Origin of the sequence: Pseudazoarcus pumilus, from assembly GCF_002872475.1 — a bacterium.
Classification (GTDB): Bacteria; Pseudomonadota; Gammaproteobacteria; order Burkholderiales; family Rhodocyclaceae; genus Pseudazoarcus; species Pseudazoarcus pumilus.
In genome coordinates, this window is the sequence record NZ_CP025682.1 from 2506218 (window position 1) to 2518645 (window position 12428).

At 69.0% G+C, this 12428-nt stretch carries 11 protein-coding genes and 1 other RNA gene; all 12 read right to left on the minus strand.

The genetic code is table 11. The annotated features are described in order from the left end of the window. Positions 1-14: 14 nt before the first annotated feature. The 12 genes from ftsW to pyrC all read right to left on the minus strand — a co-directional run bounded on the left by ftsW (position 15) and on the right by pyrC (position 12404). Positions 15-1235, minus strand: a complete 1221-nt coding sequence (gene ftsW, locus C0099_RS12275; protein WP_102247682.1) for a putative lipid II flippase FtsW — start codon at positions 1233-1235, stop codon at positions 15-17. Beyond that, complete coding sequence (murD, locus tag C0099_RS12280) at positions 1232-2629, minus strand: UDP-N-acetylmuramoyl-L-alanine--D-glutamate ligase (protein ID WP_102247683.1); 1398 nt, start codon at positions 2627-2629, stop codon at positions 1232-1234. The genes ftsW and murD overlap by 4 nt, the downstream gene beginning before the upstream one ends. Continuing rightward, positions 2626-3714, minus strand: a complete 1089-nt coding sequence (mraY, locus tag C0099_RS12285; protein ID WP_102247684.1) for a phospho-N-acetylmuramoyl-pentapeptide-transferase — start codon at positions 3712-3714, stop codon at positions 2626-2628. The genes murD and mraY overlap by 4 nt, the downstream gene beginning before the upstream one ends. Then, the gene (locus C0099_RS12290; protein ID WP_102247685.1) at positions 3704-5110 is read right to left on the minus strand and encodes a UDP-N-acetylmuramoyl-tripeptide--D-alanyl-D-alanine ligase; all 1407 of its coding nucleotides are present in this window, start codon (positions 5108-5110) and stop codon (positions 3704-3706) included. The genes mraY and C0099_RS12290 overlap by 11 nt, the downstream gene beginning before the upstream one ends. After that, positions 5107-6606 (minus strand): UDP-N-acetylmuramoyl-L-alanyl-D-glutamate--2,6-diaminopimelate ligase, encoded by a 1500-nt coding sequence (locus tag C0099_RS12295; RefSeq protein ID WP_102247686.1) that lies wholly within the window; start codon positions 6604-6606, stop codon positions 5107-5109. Before C0099_RS12295 ends, C0099_RS12290 begins: the two co-directional genes overlap by 4 nt. Continuing rightward, positions 6603-8345 carry a peptidoglycan D,D-transpeptidase FtsI family protein gene (locus C0099_RS12300; RefSeq protein WP_102247687.1) on the minus strand — a complete coding sequence of 581 codons (1743 nt, stop codon included), beginning with the start codon at positions 8343-8345 and terminating at the stop codon, positions 6603-6605. The genes C0099_RS12295 and C0099_RS12300 overlap by 4 nt, the downstream gene beginning before the upstream one ends. Next, on the minus strand, positions 8342-8608 hold the full coding sequence (gene ftsL, locus C0099_RS12305; RefSeq protein WP_102247688.1) for a cell division protein FtsL: 267 nt from the start codon (positions 8606-8608) through the stop codon (positions 8342-8344). Before ftsL ends, C0099_RS12300 begins: the two co-directional genes overlap by 4 nt. After that, the gene (rsmH, locus tag C0099_RS12310; protein ID WP_102247689.1) at positions 8605-9543 is read right to left on the minus strand and encodes a 16S rRNA (cytosine(1402)-N(4))-methyltransferase RsmH; all 939 of its coding nucleotides are present in this window, start codon (positions 9541-9543) and stop codon (positions 8605-8607) included. The genes ftsL and rsmH overlap by 4 nt, the downstream gene beginning before the upstream one ends. Then, positions 9540-9983, minus strand: a complete 444-nt coding sequence (gene mraZ / locus C0099_RS12315; RefSeq protein ID WP_102247690.1) for a division/cell wall cluster transcriptional repressor MraZ — start codon at positions 9981-9983, stop codon at positions 9540-9542. The genes rsmH and mraZ overlap by 4 nt, the downstream gene beginning before the upstream one ends. Before the next feature lie 344 nt (positions 9984-10327). After that, an RNA gene (gene rnpB, locus C0099_RS12320) (RNase P RNA component class A) lies at positions 10328-10924 on the minus strand. Positions 10925-10950: 26 nt separating this feature from the next. After that, the gene (locus C0099_RS12325; protein ID WP_102247691.1) at positions 10951-11385 is read right to left on the minus strand and encodes a hypothetical protein; all 435 of its coding nucleotides are present in this window, start codon (positions 11383-11385) and stop codon (positions 10951-10953) included. Beyond that, positions 11361-12404 (minus strand): dihydroorotase, encoded by a 1044-nt coding sequence (pyrC, locus tag C0099_RS12330; RefSeq protein ID WP_102247692.1) that lies wholly within the window; start codon positions 12402-12404, stop codon positions 11361-11363. The genes C0099_RS12325 and pyrC overlap by 25 nt, the downstream gene beginning before the upstream one ends. Positions 12405-12428: the final 24 nt, after the last annotated feature.

The following is a 12428-nucleotide window of genomic DNA, read 5'->3' on the forward strand; positions in this document are numbered from 1 at the left end:
CGCGGTGCGCGCGCTCACGACCCCACCCCGCGCTTCATCTGCCGGTTTTCCCAGTCCACGCGCAACAGGATGCCGAGCGCCAGGCACGCGGAGACGATGGCCGAACCCCCGAAACTCATCAGCGGCAGGGTCAGCCCCTTGGTGGGAAGCAGACCCATGTTCACGCCCATGTTGATGAAGGACTGCACACCCAGCCACATTCCGACGCCCATCGCCACCAGCCCGGAGAAATAGCGCTCCAGGTTGATCGCCTCGCGGCCGATGGCGAAGGCTCGTTGCACCAGGATGGCGAACAGCACGACGACGACGGCGACGCCGATGAAGCCCAGTTCCTCGGCGATCACCGCGAGCAGGAAGTCGGTGTGCGCCTCGGGCAGGTAGAACAGCTTCTCGACGCTGCCGCCGAGGCCGACACCGAACCACTCGCCACGTCCGAAGGCGATGAGCGCATGCGACAACTGGTAGCCCTTGTCGAACGGATCCTGCCAGGGGTCCATGAAGTTGAGCAGACGGTCACGCCGGTACGGCGATAACCACATCAACAGGCTCAGGCCGATCGAGGCGACGCCGATGAGCAGGCCGAAGACCTTCACGTTCATGCCGCCCAGAAAGAGCACGCCAAAAGCGATCGCACAGATCACCACCATCGCGCCGAAGTCCGGCTGCTGCAGCAAAAGCATGCCCACCAGCACGATGATCCCCGCCATCGGCAGGAAGCCACGGCGGAAGCTGCCCATGTCCGGCAGCTTGCGCACCGTGTAGTCGGCCGCGTAGAGCGCGACGAAGATCTTCATCAGCTCGGAGGGCTGCAGGTTCACCGGGCCGAGCGAGATCCAGCGCTGCGCGCCGTTGACCGCGCGGCCGATGCCGGGAATCAGCACCAGCACCAGCAGCACCACGCCCAGCAGGAACAACCAGGGCGCGATTCGCTGCCAGGCTCGCATGGGCAGAAGGAAGGCGAGATAGCCCGCCCCCAGGCCAATGCTCAGGAACACCGCGTGACGCAGCAGAAAATAGGTGGACTGATTGCCGGTGAAGCGGCTGCCCTCGGCCACCGCGATCGAGGCCGAGTACACCATCACCAGACCCAGCAGGATCAATGCCACGGCGGGTCCGAGCACCAGCGGGTCGAGCTCGCGCGGCGGCGCCTGCGGGCGCACCAGACGGCGCGCGGCGCGCGCGGCAGCGGCGCTGCCGTCGTCACGCGACAGACCCAGGATCTGCAGCGCGCTCATCGCAGCGCCTCCACGCCCGGCAACGCGCGCACCGCCGCAGCGAATACCTCGGCGCGATGCACGTAGTTGCGGAACATGTCGAAGCTCGCGCAGGCCGGCGAGAGCAGCACCGCGTCGCCGCGCCGCGCCAGCACGTTGGCGCGCTCGACCGCCGTCGCCAGATCGGGGGCGCGCACGCTCTCGAAGCGATGCAGCGACAGGGCCGAGGCGATCGCCGGCGCATCGCGGCCGATGAGCACCGCCGCGCGCGCGTGTGCAGCCACCGCTTCGGCCAGCGGGGCGAAATCCTGCCCCTTGCCGTCGCCCCCGGCGATGAGCACCACGGGCCGACCCAGTCCGGCAAGCGCGGCGACCGTGGAACCCACGTTGGTGCCCTTGGAATCGTCGTAGAAGACCACGCCGTCGGCGCGGCAGGCGATCGGCTCGACGCGGTGCGGCAGCCCGCGAAAGGCCTTGAGCGCCTCGATCATGCGCGGCATCGGCGCGCCGGCGAGCGCACCCAGCGCGAGGGCGGCCATCGCGTTGAGCGCGTTGTGACGCCCGGCGATCGCCAGTGCAGACAGCGGCACGAGGGCGGAGTCGCCAAGCGCGATCCATTCCTCGCCGTCGCGCTCGATCAATCCGAACCCACCCTCGTCGGGAACGCCGGCACCGAAGCGCACCTGACGCCGCCCCAAGAGCGCCATCGCCGCAACCCGCGGATCGTCGCGGTTGAGGACCTGTACGCAGTCGCCGGCGAAGATGCGCGCCTTGAGCGCGGCATAGGCGTCCAGATTGCCGTGACGGTCGAGATGATCGTCGCTGACGTTGAGCACGGTGGCCGCGTCGGCCCGGAAGGCACCGGCGCTCTCGAGCTGGAAGCTCGACACCTCCAGCACCCAGCATGTGGGCAAGGGACGTCCCTCGTCGAGGCGATCGCACAGCACTGCCAGCGCGGCCGGGCTGATGTTGCCTGCCGCCACCGCATCGATGCCGCAGCCGGCGAGCAGCGCCGCGCTCAGCGCGGTGGTCGTACTCTTGCCGTTGGTTCCGGTGACCGCGATGATGGAAGTTGCCGGGCGCACCTGCAGCGCATCGAGCGCATCGGCGAACAAGGCCATCTCGCCGAGCACCGCGAGACCGCGCGCACGCGCTTCGCTCAGCACGGGATCGGCCGGGTCAATGCCCGGACTGAGCGCAACCAGATCGATCCCGTCGAGCAGCTGCAGGTCGAACTCGCCGCACACGATCTCGGCCTCGGGCACGGCGGCGGCCAGGGCGGCGCGCATCGGCGGCGACGCGCGCGTGTCGGCCACGCGCAGACGCGCCCCGGTACGCGCGCACCAGCGGGCCATCGCGAGCCCCGACTCGCCGATGCCCAGTATCAGCACGAAGCGCGCACCCACGTCCGTCATCGCAGCTTCAGCGTCGACAGCCCGAACAGCACGAGCATGATGGTGATGATCCAGAATCGCACCACGACCTGGGTTTCCTTCCAGCCGCCCAGTTCGTAGTGATGGTGCAGCGGTGCCATGCGGAAGATGCGCTTGCCGCCGCTCATGCGGTAATAGACCACCTGCAGCATCACCGACAGCGTCTCGGCGACGAACAGGCCGCCCATGATGAAGAGCACGATCTCCTGGCGGACGATCACTGCGATCACGCCCAGCGCCGCACCCAGCGCCAGCGCCCCGACGTCGCCCATGAACACTTCGGCCGGATAGGCGTTGAACCACAGGAAGCCCAATCCGGCCCCGCAGATCGCGCCGCAGAAGATCGCCAGCTCGCCGGCGCCCGCGATGTAGGGCACGCCCAGGTATTTGGCGAAGCCTGCATGCCCGGCGACATAGGCGAAGATGGCCAGCGCACCGGCGACCATCACGGTGGGCATGATCGCCAGGCCGTCGAGGCCGTCGGTCAGGTTCACCGCGTGGCTGGTGCCGTTGATCACGAAGTAGGACAGCGCGACGAAGCCGAACAGGCCCAGCGGATAGGCCACGCCCTTGAAGAAGGGCACGATCAGCTCGGTCTGCGCCGGCGCGCTTGCGGTCAGCCCCAGAAACAGAGCGGCAGCCAGCGCGATGGCCGAGGTCCACAGATACTTCCAGCGGCTGGCCAGCCCCTTGGGATCGCGGTGCACGACCTTGCGCCAGTCGTCGACCCAGCCCACTGCGCCGAAGCCCAGGGTCACGAACAGCGTGACCCACACGTAGTGATTGGACAGATCGCCCCACAGCAGCACCGTGATGCCGATGGCAATCAGGATCAGCGCACCGCCCATGGTCGGCGTGCCGGCCTTGGTCAGATGCGATTTGGGACCGTCATCGCGCACGGCCTGGCCGATCTTCTTGACCGCCAGCCAGCGGATCACCGGGGGCCCGAGCAGGAAGGAGATCACCAGCGCCGTCATCGCCGCGAGCACGGTACGCAGCGTGATATAGCCGAAGACGTTGAAGGCACGCACGTCCTGGCCCAGCCACAGCGCGAGTTCAAGCAACATCGGAATCCCCTTGTGGGCCGGCCGCGCCGGCGTCGCGCGCAGCGAGCAGCGCCTCGACGACGCGCTCCATGCGCATGAATCGCGAACCCTTCACGAGTACCGTGGTGTCCGCCGCGAAATACGGCGCAAGCGCCGCGACGAGTGATTCGATGCTGCCGAAGTGACGGCCGCCGTCGCCGAAATTGCGCGCGGCCAGCAGGCTCAGGTCGCCGAATGCGAACAAGGCGTCGACACCCCGGCTCTTGGCGTAGCCGCCGACCTCGTCATGCACCTGGGCGGCGGTCTCGCCCACTTCGCCCATGTCGCCGAGCACCAGCAGCTTGCGGCCGGGCATCGCCGCCAGGACGTCGATCGCGGCCCGCACCGAATCGGGGTTCGCATTGTAGGTGTCGTCGATGATGCACGTACCGCGCGGCCCGGTAACTTTCTGCAACCGGCCGCACGTGCCGGTGTAGGCCTGCAGGCCGGCGACCACCGTGTCGAGCCCGACGCCGGCGGCCAGACAAGCGGCCGCAGCCCCCAGCGCGTTGCGCGCATTGTGCTCGCCGGGCACGCGCAGCACGATCCGCGCGTGCCCGGCGAAACTGTCCACTTCGAGCTCCACGCCAAGCCCGTGCACGATCGCACTGCCGCGCACGTCGGCGTCGCGGGCGATGCCGAAGGCGAGCATGCGCCGCCCCGCCACGAGCGAACGCCAGTAGTCGGCACGCGCGTCGTCGGCGTTGATCACGGCCACCGCATCTTCGCGCCCGGCCGTATAGATCGCGCCCTTTTCGCGCGCGACCTCGTCGAGCGAACGCAGCCCTTCCAGATGGGCTCGCTGGGCGTTGGTGACGATCGCCACCGTGGGGCGTGCGATCGCTGCCAGGCGGGCGATCTCGCCCGGGTGGTTCATGCCCAGCTCGACCACCGCCGCGCGATGGCCCTCGCGCAGGCCAAGCAGCGTCAGCGGCAGGCCGATGTCGTTGTTCAGGTTGCCGACGGTGGCGAGCACCGTATCCTCGCCCTGCAGATGCTCGCGCAGGATGGCCGCACACATTTCCTTGACCGAGGTCTTGCCGTTGCTGCCGGTCACGCCGATGAGCGGAATGTCGAAGCGGCTGCGCCAGTACGCCGCCAGGCGCCCCAGTGCGACGAGGGTGTCCTCGACCACCAACAGCGGGCGCGCGGTACGCAGGCGCGCGAAACCTTGGCGGTCGATCAGCGCCGCGACCGCGCCACCGGCCAGCGCATCGGGCACGAAATCGTGCGCATCGAAGCGCTCGCCGCGCAGCGCCACGAACAGTTCGCCGTCGCGCACACGCCGGCTGTCGGTGCCCACCGATTCGAAGCGCGTCGCGCCCTCGCCATGCAGTTGCGCGTCGAGCGCCTGCGCCAGTTCGGCCAGCGTCATCATGGGGCCGACTCCCCCTGCGACGCGCGTGCAGCCAGCGCCGCGCGAACCGCTGCGGCATCGCTGTACGGATGACGCACGCCGCCGATCTCCTGCCAGCTCTCGTGGCCCTTGCCGGCCACCACCACCACGTCGTCGCCATGCGCCTCGGCCAGCGCGAGGCGGATGGCCTGCGTGCGGTCGAGTTCGCAGCGCGCGCTGCCGCCCGTGCCTTCGAGCACCATCGCCGCGATCGCGGCCGGGTCCTCGCCGCGCGGGTTGTCGCTGGTGACGATGACGCGGTCGGCCAGCGCCGCGGCCGCTTCGCCCATCAGCGCGCGCTTGCCCGGATCACGCTCGCCACCGCAGCCGAACACGCAGGCCAGACGTCCGCCACGGCGGGTGGCCGCATCGCGCGCGGCCTCCAGCACCTTGGCGAGCGCATCAGGCGTATGCGCGTAATCGACCACCACCAGCGGCTCGCCCACGCCACCGAACAACTGCATGCGCCCCGGCGGCGGCACCACGCGGCTGGTGGCCTGAGCCGCCTCGGCCAGCGGCACACCACGCGCGCGCAGCACGCCGATCACGGCCAGCGCATTGGCCACGTTGAAGCCGCCGACCGTCGCCAGCGCGACCTCGGCATGTTCGCCGTCCTCGCACACGGTGAAGCGGATGCCCGACGGCGCCACGCCCAGGGGCTTGCCGACCAGTCGTGGCAGCCCGGGCAGGGTCGTCTCGTGCATCGTGCAGCCAATCACCCGCTGACCGCGAGCAGCCAGCTTCGCGGCAAGTTCCGCGCCAAAGGCGTCGTCGATGTTGAGCACCGCACAACTCAGCCCCGACTGGTCGAACAGGCGCGCCTTGGCACGGCCGTAGGCGTCCATCGTGCCGTGATATTCGAGATGGTCGCGACTGAGGTTGGTGAACACCGCGACGTCGAACTCGACACCGGCCACGCGGGCCTGATCGAGCCCGATCGAGGACACCTCCATCGACACGGCACGCGCTCCGGCCCCGTGCAGCGCGGCCAGCGCGCGATGCAGGACGATGGCATCGGGCGTGGTGTTGGCGAGCGGCTCGAGCCGCCCCGGAAAACCGGCGCCCAAGGTCCCGATCACGCCGCAACGCACGTCAAGAGCCTCCAGTGCCTGCGCGATCCACTGGCTGACCGTGGTCTTGCCGTTGGTACCGGTGACGCCGGCCACCCACAGCGCGGCCGATGGACGACCGAAGACCTCGTGCGCGAGGTGGCCCGCGATCGCGCGCAGGCCCTCGACGCCGATCGCCGGCACCGCGCAATCGGGCAGCGCGCGGCCGTCACCGCTCTCCCACAGCACGGCCGCCGCACCACGCGCCAGCGCGTCGCCGATATGCTCGCGGCCATCGCTGCGCACGCCGGGCCAGGCCAGGAACAGGTCACCGGTGCGAGCCTCGCGCGAGTCGGCACATACGCCACGCGGCCGCACACCGGCGGCCGCGAGGGCGTCGAGCAGCTCCAGGGCGCGCTCGCGGCTCACATCTGCTCCTGTGGCGGGCGTCGTCCGGCCAGGTGCAAGGGCACCAGCGGCGCATCCGGCGCGACGCCAAGGGCACGCAGCGCTCCCTCGGTGACGCGCGCGAACACCGGCGCGGCGACGGCGCCGCCGAAGTGCGCGCCGGCCTTGGGCTCGTCGATCATCACGGCGACCACGATGCGCGGGTCGGACGCCGGCGCGAAGCCGACGAAGGACGAGACGTATTTGTCGGTATAGCGTCCGCCCTCCAGCTTGTGGGCGGTTCCGGTCTTGCCGGCGACGCGGTAGCCGGTGACGCGCGCGCGCTGTCCGGTACCGCCGGGGCCGGCCGCGTTCTCGAGGATGGTGCGCATCGCGCGCGCCGTCTGCGCCGAGAAGATCTGACCCACCGGCTTTGGCGGGCGCTCCTGGCGTACCAGCGAGATCGGCAGCAGTTCGCCGTCGCGCGCGAAGGCGAGGTAGGCGCGCGCCATGTGCATCAGCGTGCTCGAGATCCCGTGGCCATAGGCCATGGTCGCCTGCTCGATCGGCTTCCAGCTGTCGGCCGCACGCAACAGGCCGCCGGCAGTGCCGGGAAACTTGACTTGCAAGGGCCGCCCGAAGCCGAGGCGATCGAACAGCGTCCACATCTCGCGCGGCTGGAACTGCATGGCGATCTTCACGGTGCCCACGTTGGACGACTTCTGGATCACTTCCGCGACGCTCAGCATGCCGTGGCGACGCACGTCGGAAATCGTCGCGCGGCCGATGCTCATTCGGCCTGGATCGGTCTCGACGATGGTCTCGGGCGTGACACGCCCGGCCTCGATGGCAAGCGCGCCGATGAACGGCTTCATCGTCGAACCCGGTTCGTACAGATCGGTCAGCGCGCGGTTGCGCAGCTGCGCACCGGACAGGCCGGCACGGTTGTTGGGATTGTAGGTCGGCGCATTGACCAGGGCGAGCACCTCGCCACTGCGCACATCGAGCACCACCACCGAGCCAGCGGCGGCCGCGTTGTCGCGGATCGCCTGGCGCAGCGCGGAATAGGCGACGAACTGGATCTGGTTGTCCACCGACAGCGTCACGTCCTGCCCGTCGCGCGGCGCGCGCAGCAATTCGACGTCCTCGATGATCTGGCCGCGATTGTCGCGGATCACGCGACGCGCGCCGGCCTCGCCGCGCAGCACCTCGTCGTAGGCCAGTTCGATGCCGTCGATGCCGCGCTCGTCGATGTCGGTGAAGCCAAGCAGATGCGCGGACATCTCACCGCCCGGATAGAAACGGCGGTAGGCCGGATCCTGATGAACGCCGGGCAGGCCGAGTTCGGCAATGCGCCGCGCCACTTCCGGCGAGACCTGACGTTGCAGATAGACCCGGTCGCGCTCACTGGCGAGTTGGCGGTTGAGCGCCTCCACGTCCATTTTCAGCAGCGCCGCGAGGCGACGCGCGTCGGCCGGCAGCAGACGCGCCTCGCGCGGACTCGCCCAGATCGCGCGCACCGGAGAACTGACCGCGAGCACGTCGCCGTGACGGTCGGTGATGCGTCCGCGCGTGGCGGGCACCGGAACCACGCGTGCGTATCGCTGTTCGCCCTGGGCCTTGAGCATGTCGTGGTTGACGCCTTGCAGCCAGGCGGCGCGGGCGACCAGCACCAGCGAGCCGAGCAGCATCAGGCCCAGCACCGTGCGCGCGCGCCAGCCCTGCAGGCCGCGCTCGAGCAGCGGATTGTGATTGAAGGTGACCGAATGGCGACTCGTCATGACTCCTCTCCTGCGACGAGGATGCGGCCCGGCTCGGGCTCGGCCAGACCGAGGCGCTCGCGCGCGACCGCCTCGATGCGCACCGGCGAGGCCCAGGTACTCTGTTCGAGCTGGAGCTGCCCCCATTCGACCTCGAGCTGGTGTGCACGTGCCTGCTCGCGCTCATACTCCGCGTGAAGCTTGCGCGACTGATGCTGGGCCGCCACCACGCCCAGCGCGCTGACGACCACCGCAACGACCAGCATGCTTGCGAGTCGTGTCATGCCGCCACTCCGGTACGTTCGGCCACGCGCAGCACGGCGCTGCGCGCGCGCGGGTTGGCGGCGACCTCGGCGGCACCCGGACGGCGTGCCTTGCCGAGCAAACGCAGGCGTGGCTGCGGCAACTGGTCGGCGCGCAAGGGCATGCGCGCAGGCGCGTCGTCCGGTCGCGACTGGTCACGCATGAAGCGCTTCACGATGCGATCCTCGAGACTGTGGAAACTGATCACGACCAACCGCCCGCCGGGTGCGAGCATGCGCATCGCGGCGGGCAGGGCCTCGCTCAGTTCCTCGAGCTCCTGATTGATGAAAATCCGTAGAGCCTGAAAGCTCCGCGTCGCCGGATGCTGCCCCGGCTCGCGCGTACGGACCGCCTTTTCCACGATCGCGGCAAGTTGTCCAGTGGTCTCGACAGCCCCCCCTGACCGAGCAGCTGCAATCGCCTTTGCAATCGCATGAGCAAACCGTTCTTCCCCATAATCCCTGAGCACCTCCCTGATGTCGGCGACGCTGGCATGCGCCAGCCATTGCGCCACCGTTTCCCCGCGGCTCGTATCCATGCGCATGTCCAGCGGCGCATCGAAACGAAAGCTCATGCCGCGCTCGGCTTCATCGAGCTGGGGTGAGGACACCCCGAGATCGAGCAGCACGCCATCGACGCGGCTCACGTCCAGCGCATCGAGTTCCTCGGCCAGCGCCGAGAACGGCGCATGTACCAGCGTCAGACGCGCATCGTCGATCGCGCGTCCGGCCTCGATCGCCGACGGATCGCGATCGAAGGCCACCAGCCGGCCCGCCGCGCCCAGCCGCGCGAGAATCGCCCGGCTGTGTCCGCCCCGCCCGAAGGTGGCATCGACGTAGATGCCGTCCGGCCGGATCGCCAGCGCGTCGACCGCTTCTTCGAGCAGGACCGTGATGTGCGTGCCGGCATGTTTCATAGCGCCAGACTCTCGAAGCCCGGCGGCAGCGCATCGCCATCGAGCGACTGCATGGCTTCCTGCTGCGCGAGCCAGCCCGCCTCCGACCACAACTCGAAATGCGAACCCTGGCCGACCAGCCATACCTGCTTGTCCAGCCCCGCCCACTGACGCAGCGACGGCGCAATCAACACGCGCCCGGCTCCGTCGAGCGTTTCCGCCTGCGCAAAGCCGACCAGCAATCGTTTGAGCGTCGCGGTGCGCGGGTCCAGCCCGGGCATCGCCGCGATCTGGCGACTGATCGGCTCCCAGGCCTCCTGCGGATAAACGAGAAGACAGCGATGCGGATGCGCGGTGATGACCAGCGGCGCGCCGTCCGGCACGAGGGCGTCGCGATGACGCGCCGGGATCGCCATGCGTCCCTTTGCATCGACACTGAGCGCGGCCGCACCCTGGAACATCGCTCCCCCTGATTTGCGCGAAGATTCCGGCTCAGACGCCCACCGAAACCCACTTTTCTCCACTTACCCCCACTCTAGAGTAAAGAAATTCCACGGTCAAGCCGGCATGCACACGCTTTTCCGTTGCGCCACAAGGACTTATGAAACCCCTCGAAACACCCGGAAATGCTGGTAAATCAAGCCCCAAGACCTGCGATGGCGAGCACGCCAGGCGCACCGCAGCCTGCTGCAGACATCACAAGATGTGGGGAAAACGAGACGATGGCGACGGAACGCCGCGCGACGCCCGGAACGGACGCCGCGCGTGAAAAACGGCCGCGCAACGCGCGGCCGTTCGAAAGGGGTGGGGAAGTCCGCCGATAAGCCGGGTTCTGTCGAGGCGTGCCGACCATAGCCGGCACGCCCGGGCAATCATTCCTCTGCGAGCCGCGTTGCCGCGACCCTGAAGCAGCCTACCCGGGAGCAGCGCGAGCCACGCCATCGCTCCCCTATTTGGCCTTGCCCCGGATGGGGTTTGCCGTGCCGGTCCTGTTGCCAGTCCCGCGGTGGTCTCTTACACGACGGAGCTTTCGCCCCGCCCGAGATCTCGCTCACGCTCCCGACCGGCTTGCGCCGGCCGGTCGCACTCGCGCGATCTCGCACCGTTTCACCCTTACCTGTGCCGTCAGGCGCAGCTTGCGCCGCGCCTGCCGCGGTCACTCCGGGCAAGCCCGGAGTGACCGCGGCTGATACATCGGACTTTCGCCCGATCGCACCACCCTCTTCGAGAGGGGGACTTTGCCGCCTTGCGGCGGCGAAGCCCGGACGGCCATCGGCGGTCTGCTCTCTGTTGCACTTTCCGTCGCCTCACGGCGCCCGGCCGTTAGCCGGCATCCTGCTCTGCGGGGCCCGGACTTTCCTCCACGCACCGCGAGGTGCGCAGCGACTGCCTGGCGAACTTCCCGGGCGGATTATACGCTGCGACGACTCAGGCGGCCGGTTCGAAGACGGGTTCGCCGTCGCGTAGCCGGAAAGTGCCGACGGCCGGGCCGGGGGCGCCACCGCCGGGGTTGTTCCAGTCCTGCACCAGACAGCGTTCGGTGCTGGCCAGATACCAGCGCTCGCCCTGATGCAGGGCCCACAGCAGACTGCCCGCCTCGAAGACCTCGATCGGGGTGTACGCGGTGGTATCCGGGTGAATGGCCACCTTGCGCTGGCAGTGCGGCAGGCGCGTGACGACGATGGCCTGTTCGACCTCGTCGGCCCAGAAATACGGTTGCTCGCGCATCAGCACCACCGCATGCTGGCTGCTGTCGACGGTGAACGAGGTCGCGCTGTTCTCGCACGCGGCCAGCAGCGGCGCCAGCAGGGCCACCGCCAGCAAGGCGCCGCGGCGCCTCAGGACGGCGACTGCAGCCGCCACGCCACCGACTCGCCGGCGCGCAACGGCACGACGACCTGTCCGCCCACCCACGGATATGCCTCGGGTACGGTCCATGATTCCCTCACCAGCGTGATGTGCTCGCGATTGGGCGCGAGTCCGTAAAACGCGGGCCCGTTGCGGCTCGCGAAGGCCTCGAGGTGCTCGAGCGCGTCCGCCTGCTCGAACACCTCGGCATACAACTCGATGCCGGCATGCGCCACGTAGCAACCGGCGCAGCCGCAGGCCGACTCCTTGTCGCCGCGGGCATGCGGCGCCGAATCGGTGCCGAGGAAGAAGCGCGCATCCCCCGAGGTCGCCGCTTCGACGAGCGCATGACGGTGCTGCTCGCGCTTGAGCACGGGCAGGCAGTAATGATGCGGCCGGATGCCGCCGGCGAAGATCGCGTTGCGGTTCATCAGCAGATGGTGGGGCGTGATCGTCGCCGCCAGGTTCGCGTCGCGCGAGCGCACGAAGTCGACTGCCGAGGAGGTCGTGATGTGCTCGAACACGATGCGCAGCCCGGGAAAGCGGCGCGTGAGCGGCTCGAGCACGCGCTCGATGAACACATGCTCGCGGTCGAACACGTCGATGTCGGCATCGGTCACTTCACCGTGCACACACAGCAAGAGACCGCGCGCCTGCATGCGCTCGAGCACCGCGTAGGTGTTGGCGATGTCGGTCACGCCCGAGTCCGAGTTGGTCGTCGCTCCGGCCGGATACAGCTTGAGCGCCACGATCGCGCCCGAATCGGCGGCGCGATCGATCTCCTCCGGCGCCATGTTGTCGGTCAGATACAGCGTCATCAGCGGCTCGAACGAAACACCGTCGGGCACTGCGGCGAGGATGCGCTCGCGATAGGCCAGCGCCTGTGCCGTGGTGGTCACCGGCGGGCGCAGGTTGGGCATGATGATGGCGCGTCCGAAGCGCTCCGCGGTGTGCGGCACGACGGCCGCCAGCGCCTCGCCGTCGCGCACGTGCAGATGCCAGTCGTCGGGCCGCAGCAGGGTGATGGACTGCATTTCTCGCATTGCTCCTGTTGATGA